The 18,391-nt window shown below is 63.1% G+C and carries 18 protein-coding genes; 9 read left to right on the top strand and 9 right to left on the bottom strand.

Translation table 11 applies throughout. The features are described 5' to 3' along the window. Window positions 1–9: 9 nt before the first annotated feature. Window positions 10–1,356, bottom strand: a complete 1,347-nt coding sequence (pvdM, locus tag ACO6VM_RS19480) for a pyoverdine-tailoring dipeptidase-like protein PvdM (RefSeq protein WP_401060865.1) — start codon at window positions 1,354–1,356, stop codon at window positions 10–12. Between the two features lie 180 nt (window positions 1,357–1,536). On the opposite strand from pvdM, the gene ACO6VM_RS19475 reads away from it, so the two are divergent. From ACO6VM_RS19475 to ACO6VM_RS19465, 3 genes are all read left to right on the top strand, one after another. After that, the gene (locus ACO6VM_RS19475) at window positions 1,537–1,971 is read left to right on the top strand and encodes a hypothetical protein (protein WP_422403682.1); all 435 of its coding nucleotides are present in this window, start codon (window positions 1,537–1,539) and stop codon (window positions 1,969–1,971) included. A 60-nt stretch (window positions 1,972–2,031) separates the two neighbouring features. Beyond that, window positions 2,032–2,526: a GNAT family N-acetyltransferase gene (locus ACO6VM_RS19470; RefSeq protein WP_422403687.1), complete on the top strand. Its 495-nt coding sequence runs from the start codon at window positions 2,032–2,034 to the stop codon at window positions 2,524–2,526. Window positions 2,527–2,977: 451 nt separating this feature from the next. Then, window positions 2,978–3,610, top strand: a complete 633-nt coding sequence (locus ACO6VM_RS19465; RefSeq protein WP_125463698.1) for a LysE family translocator — start codon at window positions 2,978–2,980, stop codon at window positions 3,608–3,610. A 36-nt stretch (window positions 3,611–3,646) separates the two neighbouring features. Here the strand turns inward: ACO6VM_RS19465 and pbpG are convergent, their stop codons facing one another. Further along, window positions 3,647–4,573 carry a D-alanyl-D-alanine endopeptidase gene (pbpG, locus tag ACO6VM_RS19460; RefSeq protein WP_422403681.1) on the bottom strand — a complete coding sequence of 309 codons (927 nt, stop codon included), beginning with the start codon at window positions 4,571–4,573 and terminating at the stop codon, window positions 3,647–3,649. Window positions 4,574–4,844: 271 nt separating this feature from the next. On the opposite strand from pbpG, the gene ACO6VM_RS19455 reads away from it, so the two are divergent. Both ACO6VM_RS19455 and ACO6VM_RS19450 read left to right on the top strand, forming a co-directional pair. Next, the gene (locus ACO6VM_RS19455) at window positions 4,845–5,141 is read left to right on the top strand and encodes a hypothetical protein (protein ID WP_422403680.1); all 297 of its coding nucleotides are present in this window, start codon (window positions 4,845–4,847) and stop codon (window positions 5,139–5,141) included. A gap of 553 nt (window positions 5,142–5,694) precedes the next feature. Beyond that, on the top strand, window positions 5,695–6,723 hold the full coding sequence (locus tag ACO6VM_RS19450) for a transglutaminase domain-containing protein (protein WP_422403679.1): 1,029 nt from the start codon (window positions 5,695–5,697) through the stop codon (window positions 6,721–6,723). 116 nt (window positions 6,724–6,839) lie between these two features. On the opposite strand, the gene ACO6VM_RS19445 is transcribed toward ACO6VM_RS19450, so the two are convergent. Beyond that, entirely contained in the window at window positions 6,840–7,022 is a 183-nt protein-coding gene (locus tag ACO6VM_RS19445) for a hypothetical protein (RefSeq protein WP_422403678.1), read from the bottom strand. 101 nt (window positions 7,023–7,123) lie between these two features. After that, the gene (locus ACO6VM_RS19440) at window positions 7,124–7,468 is read right to left on the bottom strand and encodes a hypothetical protein (protein ID WP_110994624.1); all 345 of its coding nucleotides are present in this window, start codon (window positions 7,466–7,468) and stop codon (window positions 7,124–7,126) included. A gap of 162 nt (window positions 7,469–7,630) precedes the next feature. Here ACO6VM_RS19440 and ACO6VM_RS19435 point away from each other — a divergent pair, with 162 nt between their 5' ends. Further along, the gene (locus ACO6VM_RS19435) at window positions 7,631–8,452 is read left to right on the top strand and encodes a shikimate 5-dehydrogenase (RefSeq protein ID WP_401060747.1); all 822 of its coding nucleotides are present in this window, start codon (window positions 7,631–7,633) and stop codon (window positions 8,450–8,452) included. An 81-nt stretch (window positions 8,453–8,533) separates the two neighbouring features. Here ACO6VM_RS19435 and ACO6VM_RS19430 read toward each other — a convergent pair whose 3' ends face one another. From ACO6VM_RS19430 to ACO6VM_RS19420, 3 genes are all read right to left on the bottom strand, one after another. After that, on the bottom strand, window positions 8,534–8,776 hold the full coding sequence (locus tag ACO6VM_RS19430; RefSeq protein WP_125463705.1) for a hypothetical protein: 243 nt from the start codon (window positions 8,774–8,776) through the stop codon (window positions 8,534–8,536). Between the two features lie 94 nt (window positions 8,777–8,870). After that, window positions 8,871–9,398 carry a lactoylglutathione lyase gene (gene gloA, locus ACO6VM_RS19425; RefSeq protein ID WP_390971010.1) on the bottom strand — a complete coding sequence of 176 codons (528 nt, stop codon included), beginning with the start codon at window positions 9,396–9,398 and terminating at the stop codon, window positions 8,871–8,873. 350 nt (window positions 9,399–9,748) lie between these two features. Continuing rightward, on the bottom strand, window positions 9,749–10,108 hold the full coding sequence (locus tag ACO6VM_RS19420) for a histone-like nucleoid-structuring protein, MvaT/MvaU family (RefSeq protein WP_110994653.1): 360 nt from the start codon (window positions 10,106–10,108) through the stop codon (window positions 9,749–9,751). Window positions 10,109–10,464: 356 nt separating this feature from the next. Between ACO6VM_RS19420 and ACO6VM_RS19415 the strand changes: the two genes are divergently transcribed. Both ACO6VM_RS19415 and cobF read left to right on the top strand, forming a co-directional pair. Further along, a complete protein-coding gene (locus ACO6VM_RS19415; RefSeq protein ID WP_422403677.1) occupies window positions 10,465–11,754 on the top strand; it encodes an OprD family porin in 1,290 nt (429 codons plus the stop codon). A gap of 144 nt (window positions 11,755–11,898) precedes the next feature. Then, window positions 11,899–12,648, top strand: a complete 750-nt coding sequence (gene cobF, locus ACO6VM_RS19410; RefSeq protein WP_422403676.1) for a precorrin-6A synthase (deacetylating) — start codon at window positions 11,899–11,901, stop codon at window positions 12,646–12,648. A 30-nt stretch (window positions 12,649–12,678) separates the two neighbouring features. Here the strand turns inward: cobF and ACO6VM_RS19405 are convergent, their stop codons facing one another. Both ACO6VM_RS19405 and ACO6VM_RS19400 read right to left on the bottom strand, forming a co-directional pair. Continuing rightward, window positions 12,679–13,893, bottom strand: a complete 1,215-nt coding sequence (locus ACO6VM_RS19405; protein WP_422403675.1) for a glycosyltransferase — start codon at window positions 13,891–13,893, stop codon at window positions 12,679–12,681. A gap of 422 nt (window positions 13,894–14,315) precedes the next feature. Then, on the bottom strand, window positions 14,316–14,666 hold the full coding sequence (locus tag ACO6VM_RS19400; protein ID WP_125858327.1) for a response regulator: 351 nt from the start codon (window positions 14,664–14,666) through the stop codon (window positions 14,316–14,318). A gap of 257 nt (window positions 14,667–14,923) precedes the next feature. Between ACO6VM_RS19400 and ACO6VM_RS19395 the strand changes: the two genes are divergently transcribed. Continuing rightward, window positions 14,924–18,391: a response regulator gene (locus ACO6VM_RS19395; RefSeq protein WP_422403674.1), complete on the top strand. Its 3,468-nt coding sequence runs from the start codon at window positions 14,924–14,926 to the stop codon at window positions 18,389–18,391.

The following is an 18,391-nucleotide window of genomic DNA, read 5'->3' as shown; positions in this document are numbered from 1 at the left end:
GCTCTCGACTCAGCGATTGGCGACGGGGTGGGCGGCTTTCTGGACTTGTTCCCAGGCGCGCAGGAAGTTGCCCGCCCAGAGTTTCGCGATGTCCGTCTCGCTGTAGCCGCGGGTCAGCAGCTCGGCGGTGACGTTGCGGATTTCGCTCACGTCCTTCCAGCCGTCCAGGCCGCCGCCGTCGTTGAAGTCGGAACTGATGCCGACGTGGTCGATGCCCACCTTCTTCACCGTGTAGTCGATGGCGTCGACGTACTGCTTGAGGGTGGCCTTGGGTTCTTCTTCGAGGATGCCGTACAGCGAACTTGCGTATTCGCCGAAGCGCGACTCGGGCCAGATGGCGATTACCGCGTCGCCCGGCATCAGGGCGTTGGCCAGGCCTTGCAGCGGTTGCAGGTCGAAGCGCGCGCGCAGGGCGTCGAGCTTGTCCAGCACAGGCTTGCCCAGCGGCTTGAGGTACTGGCCGAAGCCGACCACCTGGATCACCCCGCCGCTGGCCTTGATCAGCTGCATCTCGTGGTCGGAGAGGTTGCGTGGGATGTCCACCAGCGCCCGGGGCGCCGAGTGCGAGGCGACCATCGGTGCGCGCGACAGGCGGGCGACGTCTTCCAGGGCCTTTGTCGACATCTGCGACACGTCGATGATCACGCCCAGGTCGTTGAGGCGCTTGACCGCTTGCTCGCCCAGCGGCGACAGGCCGCCGAGGGCGTCGGCGGTGTCATTGAAGAACGGCAGCGGGCGCGAGGAGTCGGCCCAGTCATTGTTGCCGGTGTAGCTGAAACCGAACATGCGCATGCCGCGTGCGGCCCACAGGTCCAGCTGGGCGACGTCATGGCCCAGCGGGTAGGCGTTGAGCATGCTGATGAAGATGGCGAACTTGCCCTCGCCGTTGAGGCGGCGGAAGTCCGCGGGGGTGTAGGCGATGCCGACCTGGTTGGGGAAGTCGCGGACCATGCCGCTGATGATCTTGTAGCGCACCTCTTGCTCGTGACGCGCGGCGTCGACGAAACCGGGGGTGGGGCGGTGCGGCGCGTTGGGGCCGTTCCAGATTTCCGGCCAGCCGAAAATGGTCAGCGCGGCGCCCGACAGGCGCCCGCGGTTGGCCTTGACCAGGTCGAACTGGGTCGGGCCGTCCTTGTCCAGTTCGTTGCCGGCGTTGCCCAGGTCCAGCGGCACGGTGACGTGGCTGTCGAAGGAGAGCATGTGTTCGTGCAGGGCGTTGGCCTGTTCGACGATCTGGCGCGGGTAGCCGGCCTCCCGGCCTTGCCAGTAGAAGTAGCCGGCGGCGCTGCCCAGGGCGACCGCCAGGGCCAGGGGCAGGCCGATGTACAGGGCTTTGCGGGAACGGGTCTTGGTCATTGCCATCTCGTTGCAGGGCTGATCGGGTGCCTGCCGGTGGCGCACGGGCGCCCGGGCAGGGTTCGGGTATCAGGTGGACGAATGGCGGGGGGGTAAATTTATCGATGCGTTGGCGTTCAGGTTTCGCTGTGGCCGGCCGATAAGCAGTCATCGGAAGGACCCTGGCAGAGGAATAGGGACATGGTTAATTTCACGCTCATCAACATCGCCGGCGCCGCGCCGACGCTCAATACCACCGCTCAGAACGGCACAACCCAGGCCGGCAGCGGCACTCAGGAAGCAGCGCCGCTGAAGATCGACCCCAAGCTGTTCAAGGCTGATGCCGACGCCGGGCCCAGCATCGAGACCGACGAAAGCTCCGATCCGCCCGAGGTCAAAGAGCTGCGCGAGATGATCGAGCGGCTGCAGAAGCAGCTGGCCGAAGAGCAGAAGCAGTTGGCCGCGATGATGGCGAAGCAGCACGACGACCCGGCGAGCCAGGCGGCGATTGCTGCCAAGCAGGCCAGTATCACCACCCTGATCGGGCAGATCTCGGCGGCTACCGCGCAGTTGCTGGAGACCCTGAACAAGCTTGGTGGCAGCAGTGCCGGTGGTTCGGTCGACACCGTGGCCTGACCTTCGCCGGGTTGATTGGGTATGCTGGCGGCCCGTGATGAACGAGCCGCCGCAACACCGATGCCGACCTGGACGCTGAGCACCGCCACCCACCGCAATGCCCGCGAGGTCGTCGATTTCATCGATACCGCCCGCCGTGGGCTTTTCCCGATGCTCGCCGATTCACCGATGCCCAGGGACCTTGCCTGTTTCGAGGAAAGCTACCTCGAAGGGGAGGGGTTGTTCCTGGTCGCCCATGACCAGGGGCGGTTGGTGGCGGGCATCGGGTACCTGCCGTATGACCATCGTTTTGCCCAGCTCGATTACCGCGCTCGCCGTACCGTGGAAGTGGTGCGGTTGTTTGTTGTGCCGGAGTATCGGCGCCATGGGCTGGCAAGGGAGCTGTTTGCGGCGCTGAGTGCGGCGGCGCAGCGCGCTGGGGTTGAGTGGCTGTACCTGCATACCCATCCGTTTTTGCCGGGAGCGATTCGGTTCTGGGAGGGGCAGGGGTTTGCGATTGTGGATGTGGAAGGGGACCCGGTTTGGCGGACTACGCATATGCAGAGGGTGGTGTGAGGGCTGGGGGTCTGGCTTGAGAGCGCATGCGGGCCACCAGTGTTCGCCGGTGTTTTTGCAGCGCCTGTGAGATCGAGCGCCGCCCGCGCGGCGCATCGCGGGACAAGCCCGCTCCCACATTTGTTTCGGGCCAATTATTCCTGTGAAAGTACCGGCGCCTGCCTTGGTGCATGCCTTGAGTCATGTGGGGCGGTTGCAACGCCCATGATGAAGCCGCGTCGTACCAACAAGGCAGACCAGGTGATGGCACAGGAAAGACTGGCCCGAAACAAATGTGGGAGCGGGCTTGTCCCGCGATGCGCCGCGTGGGCGGCGCTCGATCTTGAGAGCGCTGCAGATCTATCGCCATACACTTGGTGGCCCATATGCGATCCCAAGCATGGATCAGCGTTTCAAGGCGCGATCATCTGCGGATACACTTCGCCCACACACCACCACAAGGACGTGCACGATGCCTGAACTCACCAGCCTGCTGGCCTTCGCCCTGATCTGCCTGGGCATGGTCCTCACCCCCGGCCCGAACATGATCTACCTGATCTCCCGCTCGATCTGCCAGGGCCGTGCGGCCGGGTTGATCTCGCTGGGCGGTGTGGCCCTGGGCTTCGTCATCTACATGCTGTGCGCGGCACTGGGCATCACCGCGCTGGTGATGGCGGTGCCGTTGGCCTACGACGCGCTGCGCATCGGCGGCGCCTTGTACTTGCTGTACCTGGCCTGGCAGGCGCTGCGCCCGGGTGGCCGCTCGCCGTTCCAGGTGCGCGACCTGCCGGCGGACAGCCCGCGTCGGCTGTTCGGCATGGGCCTGTTGACCAGCCTGCTCAACCCCAAGATCGCGGTGATGTACCTGTCGCTGATGCCACAGTTCATCGAACCGGGCCACGGCAGTGTGCTGGCCCAGTCGCTGGTGCTGGGCTGCACGCAGATCATGATCAGTGTGTCGGTGAATGCGTTGATCGCGGTGATGGCCGGCTCCATCGCCGTGTTTCTCGCCGGGCGGCCGGTGTGGCAGCAGGTTCAGCGTTGGCTGATGGGGACCGTACTGGCCGGGCTGGCCGTGCGCATGCTGGCCGAAGGCCGCCGCTGAAGGCGTGCCCCGCGTCCTGCGGGGCGGCGCGGGCTTTTAGTCCTGAACCAGGCGCGGGCGGGTCTGGCGCTCGCTCTTGTACTGCATGGCCACCGACGGCGCCGCCTTGGCGCTGCCGGTTTCCAGCCATTGGCGCATGCGGCTGGCATCGGCGAAGTGGGTGTACTTGCCGTAGGCGTCGAGAATCACCATGGCCACCGGGCGGTTGTCCATCCGGGTCAGCAGCACCAGGCAGTGGCCCGCCTCGTTGGTGAAGCCGGTCTTGGTCAGCTTGATGTCCCAGTTGCTCTTGTTGACCAGATGGTCGGTGTTACGGAAGCCCAGGGTGTAGTTGGGTTTACGGAACGCCACGGTCTTTTCCGGGGTGGTCGACAGTTCGCTGAGCATCGGGTACTTGCGCGAGGCCATCAGCAGTTTGGCCAGGTCCTGGGCGGTGGACACGTTCAGCGTCGACAGGCCGGTCGGCTCGACGTAGCGGGTATGGCTCATGCCCAGTGCGCGGGCCTTGGCGTTCATGGCCTTGATGAACGCGCCGTAGCCACCAGGGTAGTGGTTGGCCAGGGTGGTGGCGGCGCGGTTCTCCGACGACATCAGGGTAATCAGCAGCGTCTCGCGACGGTTGAGCTCGCTACCCAGGCGCACCCGCGAATACACGCCTTTCATCTCCGGGTTGTTGGCGATGGTCATGCTGAGCATTTCGTCCATGGGCAGCTTGGCGTCGAGCACGACCATCGCGGTCATCAGTTTGGTGACCGAGGCGATGGGGCGCACGCGATCGGCGTGGCTGGCGTACAGCTCCTGGTTGGTGTTGAGGTCGATCAGCAGGGCGCTGCCGGAGGCCAGGTGCAACTTGCTGGGGTCACGTTGGGCCTGGGCCGGGGGTTGTGCAGCAGCGGTCGACGGGAGGGTCGCAGTACCTGTGAGCAACAGCAGCAGGCTGAGGATGGACAGGGAAGTTTTCACGTTGAGGCTCACTAAATGTTGGTATGTCGTTGGCTGTGCAAGGGTTTTCCCCCAAAAACCGATGCATTGTGGAGTATGGCTTAAAGGCTGTCGAATGCCTTATATCCAAAGGGCGCAAGGTGAACGAAATTTAATCCTGTACCAATTCTGTACCCATTACCTGCTGCTCCAGCTTGGCAATTTCGGCCCGGTCATTGGTGGAGGGTACTGGCGGCCAGCGCCGAATTGGGCTACTGCTTCCCTCTCGATCAATCCACTCAAGGAATCTGAGATGAAGCGACTACTGCTGGGCGTCATGCTGGTTGCGTCGGGCGCCGCTCAGGCTGGAATTCCGCTGGTGAACGCCACGTGCCCAGGCAACATCGAGGTGCACGCCGACAAGGGCGGCCCTGTCTACATCAATGGCAAGGAAGGCAAGTTGAAGAGGTTCAACGACAACTACTTCGAAGCCAAGGGCAGCGATGTGGCGATCTCGCTGTCGATCAACCCGGACGGCTCTGCGAGCGTTTCCTATACCGGAAAGAACCGAGCCAATGGCATCTGCCAGGTGAAGGGCGAAGGCGCTTGAGGCACTGTCGGGCAGACTGCCTCAAGGTCGCCTGGCGTCTGCCAATGCAGTTGTATGTGAAGGGATGAGTGGAGCGGCAATGTTTGAACCTGCACTTTTGCGGAGGTCCAAACTATGCAAGGCCTGGCTTCGCCTGGCCGGAGACACTCAAATGAAACGAAAAGCTGCTTGGGTCGCAATACTGTCGGCGGTGGTGCTGTTGAGCGGGTGCTGGCCGTATTGGCACGATGGAAGGCATCACCGGCATTACTACGATGAAGATCGCGGTGGCCATGAGCACCGCCGGTATTAACCAAACACCGTCATCATCACTGCAGAGCGCCCTGTGAACTGTTTCCTCGAACGGATGAGGCGGGGCGCTCTGCGCTGCTGACGCAACGCGAAGCATGTTTAGTCCTGTGCCTTTCATGACCGGTTTCGTGGCGCCCTTGGCCTGCGAGGCCCCGGTGAACATAAGCGGCGGGTGTGGTGCTATCATTGCGCCCCTTCCCTGAAGCGTTGCCCAGATCAACGCTGAAGCACACCCTGAATTTGCAAGGTTTGAGAGCTGTCCATGAAGAGAAAATTTGCACCTTATGTGTTGTGCGCCGCGGTCGTCGTGGGCTCGTCCTTGCTGGTGCAAAACCAATCAAAAGTGGATGTGCTCGATGCGTTCTCCACGGCGAACATGGTGGATACCGCGAGGAACCTCTATGGCAGCGTCAAGGGCAAGGTGGTTGCCCAGGCTGAGCCGCTGCCCGCGCAGCCGTATCCTTTCGTCGATCGGGAGCGGGTGTTCGTGAAGACCATTTCCGATGCTGGCGTGATCTCCATGCAGGAAGTCACCGACGGCTCGGCGGCCAAGTACTTCAGCGAGCATGCCGACATGCTGGTCGAGGGCGATCATGACGCCATCGTGGAGCGCTTCGACGGCAAGAACACCGACAAGCGAATTGTCTTCAACCGTCAGGCCGAGAACTTCCCGATCAACCTGCTGACCATGCTGGCCTCCGTGGTGAAGCACGGTGTCATCGACAATGCCAGCCCTTACGAGCAGTCGCTCGACACTTTGCGGCACCGCGCCTTGAGCATGACCTGCGGTTCCATTTCGGTATTTGCCCAGAAGTTGCTCGAAAACATCAATGTGAAGTCCCGGGTGGTGACCACGCTGACGATGGAAGAGTGGAACTCCTACGACAATGGCCACACGTTCCTCGAGGTCTACCTGCCCAAGGACAACAAGTGGGTGGCCATGGACCTGGACATGAAAGTGTTCTTCGCCACGCCGCAAGCCGACAAGGCCTCGGCGCTCGATATGATCAAGGCCGGCGCCGAAGGCATTTCGTTTGCCGAGTTCATGCATGCGTCCAACCTGGACTATTCGACCTTCAAGAATTACCAGACCATCGTCGAGTTTGGCGCACTGAACAAGAAGGCCTGGTACGGCCGGGTGTTGCAGCAGTTTGCAATCTATGACGCAGCCACCGCCAAGTATGTATTCGCCACGGACGATGCCGCGGTCGCCAAGCGCATCACCTCGTACAGCGGCGACTACACCACGATGCCGGTGGCGCAGTTCGTGAGCCATTTCTACGGCGGCTGAAACCTGAGGGGGGCGCTTTTGCGCCGTCGGGGCCGCGTGCGTCGGGCAAAAAAAAGCCCGCCATGAAGGCGGGCAAGCAGACGCGTGGGGGAGCAACGCACAACAACAGATTCGGTTCAGGCTGCAAGGCAGCTGTCGAGCAACTGCCCGGCCAGGAACTCGGCCGAGGAGCGGGTGTTCAATGGGCCGCTGATGGCTTCACCGTTGCGCATCAGGTACCAGCATGCCAGCTGGCCTTGCGCACGCAGGCTGGCCGGTACGGCGCTGCCGATGACGGACATGATCTGGATGGGGGCCATGGGGGATCTCCTGTGAAACATGGCCCCACATTACGCAGACGCCGTGAAGGTTTGAAATCAATGGCTTCGATAGTGGTCATTGATTTCATCAACTGTGCCGGCTACCAGCGGGGCGGGCCGTAGTAAACCGGCGGTGGGCCGTAGTAGCGGCGATACACCGGTGGCGGCGGTGCCGGCACATACTGTTCGACCACGTAGGGCTGGTAGTACACGGGGGGTGGCGGTGCCTGCACATATACCGGTGGCGGTGGGTAATAGGCGGGCTGGCGCTCGACGTAGACGGTACGGTCATGCCCACCGCTGACGGCTGCCCCGACCACCGCGCCCACCACTGCCGCGCCGATCACCGGCCCCGGGCCATACCAGCCGCCACCGTGGGCGGACGCCTGCCCGCTGACGGCCAGCGCGCCGACCAGCAGGGCGATTCCGGGGATGAAACGCTTCATGGTCAATCCTCGCAAGACAACCCCACGCTTGGGGCCTGATTACTATGACCGCAGACAGGGTCAAGTGAGCGCAGGGGAAGGGTAAAGGTTGTGTAAGGGGCGACCGGCGGCTGCCTCTGTTACGCTGAGTCAATCGTTTCAGCAACCTCGACAGGAGCGGCAATGATCCCTTCCCCCAGCAGGGCCACCGTGTTGTGCATTTCCCTGGCCGGACGCCCCGGTACCTTCGGCGTGCGTTTCCACAATCACCTCTACCAGCAGCTCGGGCTGGATTACTACTACAAGGCCATGACCACCCAGGACCTGCCTGCCGCGGTGGCCGGCATCCGCGCCCTGGGCATTCGCGGCTGCGGTGTGTCGATGCCGTACAAGGAGGCCTGCATGGCGCTGGTGGATGAGGTTGATCCGTCGGCGCTGGCGATCGAGTCGGTCAACACGCTGGTCAACACCGACGGTCACCTCAAGGCCTACAACACCGATTATCTGGCGGTACGCCAGCTGCTGCAGCGCCACCAGGTCGACCCTGGCACCGGCTTTGCCTTGCGCGGCAGCGGTGGCATGGCCAAGGCGGTGGCCAGTGCGCTGCGTGATGCGGGCTTTGCCGACGGCACCATCGTCGCCCGCAACGAACAGGCCGGGCGGCACCTAGCGGATGTCTGTGGCTATCGTTGGTTGCCCGAGCTGGGCGACCTGTGCCCGCCGATGCTGGTCAATGTCACGCCGATCGGCATGGCTGGCGGGCCGGAGGCCGATCAGCTGGCGTTTTCGGAAAATGCGATTGCCGCGGCCGAGCGGGTGTTCGACGTGGTGGCGATGCCAGCGCGCACACCGCTGATCCAACGGGCGGAAGCGCTGGGCAAACCGGTGATCACCGGGCTTGAGGTGATTGCCCTGCAGGCACTGGAGCAGTTCGTGCTGTATACCGGGGTGCGGCCGACGGACGAGCAGGTGGCGGCGGCGGTGGCGTTCGCCCAAGGCAGCTGAATGCAGCGGCCCCCACAGGATACGCATGGCTTGAAGTCAGCGCGGTCTGGGTGGGGGCAACTGTTTACTGTAGGAGCGGCCTCAAAACACCTTGTGCCCGTCATCCAACTGATGGTCCACCAGCGCTCGGCCATGGGCCAGTGACACATGCTGGGCGTTCTCCAGGTCGGCGAAGAATTTCATCGGCAGCGACAGGCGCTTGCTGGTATGCCCGCCTGGGTCGGTAATCAGGCAGCCGGCGGCATAGGGCAGGGGGGAATCGGGGTGGGGCATCACACTGGCGGTGATGGTGTGCTCGCGGTATTCACAGTGAAGGGTTTGCATCGTCCTTACCTCGCTGTGGCTATGGAAGGGTTACTTCCATATACCACGGCAAGGGGCCGGGAGTTCCCGGCCCGACGAGCGCGAGCGCCGTCTGTCAGTCTTTCAGCGCGGTCGGCTGGATGACTTCGACCCAGTAACCATCCGGGTCCTTGACGAAGGCCAGGTGGTTCATGCGGCCATCGGCCAGGCGTTTCTGGAAGGGCACGTCCAGCGCCTCGAAACGCGCGCAGGCTTCGCGTACGTCCGGTACCGAAATGCAGATGTGGCCAAAGCCGCGTGGGTCGGTGTTGCCGTTGTGGTAGGCGAACTCAGGGTCGTTCTCGGTGCCGTGGTTGTGGGTCAGCTCCAGCACGCCAGGGATCGATTTCATCCACTGGTGGCGCTCGGCGTCGTCGGCAGGGATCTGCGCCGGGTCGACCAGGGCCAGGAAATACAGGCTGAAGGCCGCTTCCGGGAAGTCGCGCTTGTCCACCAGGCGGAAGCCCAGCACACGGGTGTAGAAGTCCAGCGATTTCTCGATGTCCTTGACCCGCAGCATGGTGTGGTTGAATACGAAACGGGCGGTGGCGGTGTCTGGCTGGGCGGTGACGCCGGGCAGGGTGTTCAGATCATGCAGGCTCATGGGGACTCCAGAATCAGGGCCTAGGGTTTGTACGAAAAGTCGCCGAGCGGCGATCAGGCAAGGCGAAAACAGGCGAGGAAGCGGAGTTGACTGGTTGTCAATGAGCATTCCGAGCCTGTTTTCAACGCAGCATGATCGTCGCGCAGGCACTTTTCGTACAAAGCCTAAATACAGGAGGGCATGATACGGCAGTCAGCCTCGAGCGCAAACGAAAGCGCCCTGCACGAGTGCAGGGCGCAGGAATTAGAGGCCCGCATGTGCGGGCGCGTGATGGGGTCGCTAGTCCTTTAGCTGGTTCGATACTGTTACAGCGCTTGTGAAAAATGTGTGAAGCCGATGTTGGCATTTCATCAGCGAACCCAGCTTTCCACGGTCTGCGCCCCGTACTGTTCTTTCCAGGCCTTCAGCCCACGGTGGTTGCCGCCTTTGGTCTCGATCAGCTCGCCGGTGTGGGGGTTCTCGTACACCTTCACCACACGCGGGCGGCGTTGCTGTTTGGCGGCAACTGCCGGGCCCCGCGCGGTCGCTTTGGGGTCGAGAATGGCGATGATGTCGCGCAGGCTCTTGTCATAGCTTTTCATCAGGCCGACTAGTTTCTGCTCGAATTCGATTTCGCGTTTGAGGCCGGCATCCTTTTTCAGCGCTTCCAGTTGTGCCATCTGTTCCTGTAGCGCTTTTTCGGCAGCACGAAACTCTGCAAGTCTGGACACTGTCATCACTCCTGTAAGTCTGCCGTGGCATGGCGTAACGAACATGGAAGTCACACTAGACGCCGGCCACGCGGGTGGGTATTGCTGTTCGCTGTTAGTGAGTGTAGTAGTCGCGGGCAGGGGGGTAAACAGTAAACTTTCAATTGATTATCCGGGAACTTTGCCGGTTTTTCGCAACCGCTTTTAAACTGCTTCATTGGCTGCTCTTGGCTGCGCTAGACCATGGTCCAATGGCTCATTCCAGAGCCTTCGGGGCAAAATTGGCGATGATGGTCGAAATCTGTTCGTTCATCGCGTAGTGCCGGTGCAGGTGGCTGCCCGGATTGTTTTTTGCCTTTCTCTGGATGTTCCCTCGCATGTTTGCCCCTTTTCCTCTCGCCCCCGGGCGCAGTGTTGCCGGCTTGTTCTTGCTGTGCGCCGGTGTCAGTGCCCAGGCTGCCGGTTTTGTTGAAGACAGCAGTGCCAAGATCGAAGCCCGCAATGTCTATTTCAACCGCGACTTCCGTGATGGTCACAGCAGTTCCAGCCAGGGCGCGTCGAAGCGCGAAGAGTGGGCGCAAGGGTTCATCCTCAATGTCCAGTCCGGTTATACCCAAGGCCCGGTAGGGTTCGGGGTGGATGCCTTGGGGATGGTCGGTTTCAAACTGGATTCCAGCCCGGCTGACAGTAACAGCGGGCTGCTGCCGTCGTCCGGGCATGACCCGCGCCACTCCGCCGACCAGTACGCCAAGATGGGAATTGCCGGCAAGGTGAAGGTCTCCGAGACCGTGCTCAAGTACGGTTCGATGATGCCGGACGTACCCCTGCTCAAGTACAACGATGGCCGTTTGTTGCCGACCATGTTCCACGGTGCCTGGCTCACCTCCGAAGAGGTGCGTGACCTCAAGTTCACCCTGGCGCGCCTGAACCAGTACACCGCGCGGGATTCCACCGACCGCCAGGACATCCGCGTGCACTGCAAGAACAAGCGCTATGCCTGCGATATCGAGGCCGACCACTTCGACCTGGGCGGTATCGATTACCGCTTCAACGAACGTGTCAGCGCCCAGTACCAGGTGTCCAAGCTCGAGAATATCTACCGCCAGCACTTCCTCGGCCTGGTTGCCAGCCAGCCGCTGCAGGTGGGTACGCTGTCGGCCGACCTGCGCCTGATCAAGAGCGATGACATCGGCAATGCCCGCGCCGGCAACATCGACCACCGCGCCTTCAGCGGCATGCTCGGCTACAGCCTGGGCGCCCACAAGCTCAGCGCCGGCTGGCAGCGCATGTATGGCGAAAGCGCCATGCCGTACCTCGACGGCACCAACCCGTACCTGGTCAACTACGCCCAGGTCAACGACTTCGCCGCCGCCCAGGAGCGCTCCTGGCAACTGCGTTACGACTACGACTTCAAGGCCATTGGCGTTCCCGGTCTGACGTTCTTCACCCGTTATATCAACGGCGACAACATCAAGGTGCCGGGCAGCACAGCCGAAGGCAAAGAGTGGGAGCGCGACACCGAGCTCAAGTACCAGGTACAAAGCGGCACGTTCAAGGACGTCAGCGTGCGCCTGCGCAACTCCACTTACCGCAGCAACTACGAAAAGTGGGCGCGGGACATGGACGAGACACGGGTGATCGTCAGCTACAACTTCTCGGTGTTCTAGGCTTTTACGAAAAGTATGGTCATCCAACATTGTGGGAGCGGCGCACCGCCGCTCCCACAAAATTTTTCGTACAAAGCCTAAGCGCCTTTGCCAAATACCGGTGGTCATCCGAGAATGACCGCCGGTAACCAGGCAGGGCAGGTGATGAAGCAACTTCTGTTGATTGGTATCGGCCCGGGCGACCCGCGCCAGGTCACCTACCAGGCCGTCGAGGCCATGCGCCGTGCCACGGTGTTCTTCGTGCTCGACAAAGGGCAGGAGAAGGACGAACTGGTGGGCCTGCGCAAAACCATCCTCGAACGCTATCTGCCTGATGGTGGCTACCGCCTGGTACAGGTCGCCGACCCACGGCGCGATGCCCAGGCAGCGGACTACGTTGCGGCCGTGCACGACTGGCACGTGCAGCGCGCCGCACTGTATGCCCGGCTGATCGAGGACGAACTCGCTGTCGATGATGTCGGCGCTTTCCTGCTCTGGGGTGAGCCGGGGTTGTATGACAGCACCTTGCGCATCCTCGAGCTTGTGCGTCAGCGTGGCCTTGCGCTGGGGCTTGAGGTGATTCCTGGCATCAGCAGTGTCCAGGCCCTGGCGGCCAGGCATCAGGTTCCCCTCAATCGTATCGGCGAGCCGTTGACCGTGCTGCCGGGCCGTCGCCTGGCCGGGCAGGCGCGGATCGACAATACGCTGGTGATGCTCGATGGCCAGTGCGCGTTTGCCGCACTGGAGGACCCGCAACTGACGATCTACTGGGGTGCCTACCTGGGCACGGCCGATGAGCTGTTGATTGCCGGGCCGCTGCAACAGGTCAAGGCGCAGATTCTCGACGCTCGTGAAGTGGCCCGGCGGCGCAAGGGCTGGATCATGGATACCTACCTGTTGCGCCGCGAACCCTGAGGCCGTGCTGCCGCGTCGTCAGGCAGCCGGTTAGCGGCGTTCGCGCCGCAACATGGCCCCGACGAAGTTGTACAGCCGCTGTTCGTGCATATGCACGAGGCTGTGTTCAATCCGCCCGAGCAGCACGGTGGCATGCCGCTGGCGGTCGAAGCGTGCCTTGAGCAGAGTCCTGCAGGCCTCCTGCGCCCGTTGCCACTGTGCCGCGTCGGTGTACAGCTGTGCGGCCGCCTTGGCCAGCCCTTCGGCGGTGTCGGCAACGCTGCCCGGCCAGGGATGCTGCCCTTGTATACCTTCGGCACCTAGCGGTGTGGTCACGCAGGGCGTGCCCTGGCGAAGCGCATCGAGCAGCGGGCCGTCGATGCCCGCGCCGGAGCGTAGTGGCGCCAGGTACACACGGGCGCTGCCCAGCAGTGTCTCGACGCATGGCGCCTCGCCCATCACATGCAAACCCTGCTCCGGGGCATGCAAGGCCATGCTCCTGGCTGACGGGTTGGCGCCGTGGAGGTACAGCTGCGCTTCGGGCAACTGGCGGCGCAGCACCGGCCAGAGGTTGTGCCTGAGCCACAGCAGCGCATCATGCTGGGCCGGCGAGGCGAAGTCGCCCAGGCACACGAAGTGCTGGCGCTCGGCGAACGGGCGCGAGGTAACGGCTGGCTCGACCATCGGCGGACAGTAATGCAGCAGGTAATCCGGCACACCGAAGCCGTTGACCAGCAGGTCGAGCTCGGTTTGCGAGGTGAGTAGCGTCAGGTCGCAACGCCACATGGCCGCCAGTTCGCGTTGGGTCGACTCGGTGGGCGCCATCTGTCGATACAGGTCCGGGCCGCTGGTGGCGAACAGGGCGCGGAAGTCGTTAGGGTCGAGGCCTTCGATCAGGCGGCGGCGCAGCAGTTGCTGGCGCGCCTCGCGCAGGCTTTGCAGGCCGCCGGTGAGCAGCACGCGCAGGGCTTGGGGGAGGTGTTGGGTGACCTGGCTGGCGTAGCGCTCTTCGCTGGTGAAACTGTCGAACAGCACCACGTCTGCGGCCTGGCTGGTCAAGAAGTCCTGATCATCTGCGCGGATGTGCTGCTCGATCACGCCAAGCGCCGCCAGGTCGGCCTTGCGCTCACAGGGTTGGGTCGTGCTGGCGAAGGTAACCTGCCAGCCGCCGGCCAGGAAGGTTTGGAGAATCTGCTGCAGGTGCTGGCCGGCGCTGCAGGCCTGTGGCTCGGGCCAGCGGTGGCTGAGGACCAGGAGATGGGGCATGGGGGAGGGCCTTGGGGCAAAGGGCGCTATTTAAGCATATGGGGGCCATGGGCCTGACGGGGCATTTCCAGCGCCTGTGAGATCGAGCGCCGCCCGCGCGGCGCATCGCGGGGCAAGCCCGCTCCCACATTTGTTTCGGGCCAATGAGTCCTGTGAAAGTACCGCTGCCCGCCTTGGTGCATGCCTTGAGTCATGTGAAGCAGCGTTAGCGACCACGCCAGAACCACGTCGGACAAACAAGGCGGACCAGGTAATGGCGCAGGAGAGACTGGCCCGAAACAAATGTGGGAGCGGGCTTGCCCCGCGATGCGCCGCGCGGGCGGCGCTCGATTTCCCAGGCGCAACACCTGTCAAGGCGAGCACCTCGTGTCAAGGCGAGCACCTCGCAGCCCTACACCAAACCTTGAAGAAAGCACCCCGCCTCAACCCGCCCCAAGAATCTCCCGCACTTTGTCCCGCAACCGATCAATGCTGAACGGCTTGGCAATCATGTACATGCCTTCAGGCACATTCACGTTCTCGGCAAAGCCACTGGCAAACAGCACAGGCAGCAGGGGCCGCAACTCACGGGCCTTGCCCGCCAGCTCTTCACCGCGCATATCCGGCAAACCGACATCGGTCATCATCAACGCCAACGACTGCCCGGCATCTTCGAGAACCTTCAGTGCAGCAGCGGCATTTTCCGCCTCGACGGTTTTGTAGCCCAGTTCGTCGAGCACATCGACTATCAACATACGAACGATGTCGTCGTCCTCGACTACCAGAAGGTGCATGGTACGGATCCTGTTTCGCGTAAAGGGTATCTACTCTGTGCCCGTGGCGGGGTAGAAGTTCCCCAGCTTAACGGCGTGTGCAATCAGATGGAACGATTGGCGCACTGCGCCTTCAAATACTGGCTAAATGCCCTGCCAGAACCGCTAAAGCTGGTTAGACTCGCTGTATTCCCGGTCGGTGTGGCGCAGGGTCTTACACTTGCAGGATGTAGCCGCCAGCACTGTTCAATGGACTTTTTTCGCTCGGGCCTTATCACATGATGCAAACAGCCTCGATGGATCAACGCAGCTTCCGCAAGCTACTCGCCCGCAACGTCGGCCTGCCGCTGGGCGTCGGGCTGCTGGGCGCCGTGGCGTTTGTGGCGGTGATCAACTACCTGCTCTCGGCCATGCAATGGGTCGAGCACACCGATCGGGTGATCGGCAATGCCAACGAAACGATCAAGCTGTCGATCGACATGGAAACCGGCATGCGCGGTTACCTGCTGACCGGCGAAGAGCGTTTTCTTGATCCCTATGAGGTGGCCAAACCGCGCATTTTCAGCAGCCTGGACAGCCTCAAGGGGATGGTGGCCGACAACCCGCAGCAGGTCGAGCGGATCGAGCGGCTGGTCGCTCTGCAGCGCGAGTGGAACAACTTCGGCGGCGAGATGATCACCCTTCGCCGGAACAAAGGCGACTATCAGCTGCCGATCGGCACCGGCCGTGGCAAGCGCATCACCGACGAGATCCGCAAGGAATTCGACAGTTTCATCAGCACCGAACAGCAACTGCGCATGGCGCGCAACGAGAAGGTCAGTACGGTCACGGTCACCGCCATCTCGGCTTTCGTGCTGTTCATCGTCGCCCTGAGCGGCCTGCTCGCCTTCCTTGGGCGCCGCGACCTGCTGGCGCTCTCGGCCAGCTACGCCGACAACCTGCAGGCGCAGCAGCGCGCTGCCGAGGGCCTGGAGCACCAGGCCTGGCTGCGCGCGGGGCAGACCCAGCTGGGCGAACAGATGATGGGGCAACTGACGCTGCCCATGCTCGGCGACAACATCCTGCGCTGTTTCGCCGGCTACCTGGGGAGCGTGGTCGGTGCCCTTTATGTGCGTGACGAGCACGGGCACCTGGTGCGGGTGGCCAGCTACGGCCTGGATGCCGAGCAGCAAGGCAAAGAGCAGGTGCTGGGGGAGCATGGCGGCCTGCTGGCCCAGGCCGTGATGCAGGGGCGGCTGATCCGCCTGGATGACTTGCCCGAGGATTACTACCAGCTCAGCTCCGGCCTTGGCCGTGGTTTGCCGCGCAGCGGCCTGCTGATGCCTGCCCGGGATGATGGCCGCATCAATGGGATCGTGGAAATCGGCTTCCTGCGCCCATTGCACGAGCGTGATGTCGAGCTGCTGGAGCGTGTGGCCGAGAACATCGGCATCTCCATCGAAAGCGCCCGCTACCGCCAACGCCTGCAGGAAGTGCTGGCCGAGACCCAGCAGCTCAACGAGGAGCTGCAGGTCCAGCAGGAGGAGCTCAAGTCTGCCAACGAAGAGCTGGAAGAACAGTCGCGGGTGCTCAAGGAGTCCCAGGCCTACTTGGAGACGCAGCAAGCAGAGCTGGAGCAGACCAACGAACAACTGGCCGAGCGCACCGATGCCCTGGACCGCAAGAACAGCGAGCTGAACCAGGCCCAGGTGGAGCTGCAGGCGCGCGCCGACGACCTGCAGCGTTCGAGCAAGTACAAGTCGGAATTCCTCGCCAACATGTCCCACGAGCTGCGCACGCCGCTCAACAGCTCGCTGATCCTGGCCAAGCTGCTGGCCGAGAACGGCGAGGGCAACCTCAGCCAGGAGCAGGTCAAGTTCGCCGAGTCGATCTACTCGGCCGGCAACGACCTGCTCAACCTGATCAACGACATCCTCGACATCGCCAAGGTCGAGGCCGGCAAGCTTGAAGTGCGCGCCGAAACCACCCCGCTGGAGCGCCTGGTCGAAGGCCTGCAGAGCATGTTCCGGCCACTGGCCCAGGACAAGGGCCTGGACTTCGAGGTACAGCTCGAACAACCCCTGCCGGCGACACTGTTCACCGACCGCCAGCGCCTGGAACAGATCCTCAAGAATTTGCTGTCCAACGCCGTCAAGTTCACCGAGCGCGGCCAGGTGAGCCTGCGCATCAGCCACCAGGTGGGCATGGGTATCGTGTTCGCCGTGCGCGATACCGGCATCGGCATTGCCGCCGACCAGCAGCAGGCGATCTTCGGTGCTTTCCACCAGGTCGACGGCACCAGCAACCGCCGCTATGGCGGCACCGGGCTGGGCCTGTCAATCTCACGCGACCTGGCCCACCTGCTCGGCGGGCAGATCAGCGTCGACAGCAGCCCAGGGCAGGGCAGCGTGTTCAACCTGATCCTGCCCGAGCACTACGAGCCCTCGGGCGAGCAGAACGCGGTGCACAGCCTGCGCCCGGCGGTCGATGAGCTGCCCCCGGCGCCGCAGGTGGTGGTCCCGGCGCGTGCCGAACGGCCGAAACCTGCGTTCACCGACGACCGCGAACTGGCGCCGTTCAGCAACCGCTGCATCCTGGTGGTCGAGGACGAACCGAACTTCGCCCGCATCCTCTACGACCTGGCCCACGAACTGGGCTACAGCTGCCTGGTGGCGCAGAGCGCCGACGAAGGCTTCGAACTGGCCGCCCAGTACCTGCCCGACGCCATCCTGCTGGACATGCGCCTGCCCGACCATTCCGGGCTCACCGTGCTGCAGCGCCTCAAGGAGCAGGCCGGCACCCGGCATATCCCGGTGCATATCATTTCGGTGGAAGACCGCGTGGAGGCGGCCATGCACATGGGCGCGGTGGGCTACGCGGTAAAACCCACCAGCCGCGACGAGCTCAAGGCGGTGTTCGCCCGCCTGGAGGCCAAGCTTACCCAGAAGCTCAAGCACATCCTGTTGGTGGAAGACGACGACCTGCAGCGCGAGAGCATCGCCCGCCTGATCGGCGACGACGACATCCAGATCACCGCCGTGGCCCTGGCCCAGGACGCCCTGGCGCTGCTGCGTGAGAACATCTACGACTGCATGATCATCGACCTCAAGCTGCCCGACATGCTCGGCAACGAGCTGCTCAAGCGCATGACCGCCGAGGACATCCGCAGCTTCCCGCCGGTGATCGTCTACACCGGGCGCAACCTCACCCGCGAGGAAGAGGCCGACCTGCTCAAATACTCGCGCTCGATCATCATCAAGGGCGCGCGCTCGCCGGAGCGCCTGCTCGACGAAGTCACGCTGTTCCTGCACAAGGTCGAGTCGCAGCTGTCCAACGAGCGCCAGCGCATGCTCAAGACCGCGCGCAGCCGCGACAAGGTGTTCGAGGGGCGCAAGATCCTGCTGGTGGACGACGATGTGCGCAACATCTTCGCCCTCACCAGCGCCCTGGAGCACAAGGGCGCCATCGTCGAGATCGGCCGCAACGGGCGTGAGGCCATCGAGGTGCTCGAGGCCAACGACGACATCGACCTGGTGCTGATGGACGTGATGATGCCGGAGATGGACGGCTACGAAGCCACCCGCCTGATCCGCCAACAGCCGCGCTGGCGCAAGCTGCCGATCATCGCCGTGACCGCCAAGGCGATGAAGGACGACCAGCAGCGCTGCCTGCAGGCCGGCGCCAACGATTACCTGGCCAAACCGATCGACCTGGACCGCCTGTTCTCGCTGATCCGCGTGTGGCTGCCGCAATTGGAGCGAATCTGA

This window comes from Pseudomonas sp. GZD-209 (assembly GCF_049310485.1).
GTDB lineage: Bacteria > Pseudomonadota > Gammaproteobacteria > Pseudomonadales > Pseudomonadaceae > Aquipseudomonas > Aquipseudomonas sichuanensis.
The sequence above is the reverse complement of the archived record's forward strand: the minus strand, read 5'-3'. Positions and strand labels throughout refer to the sequence as shown.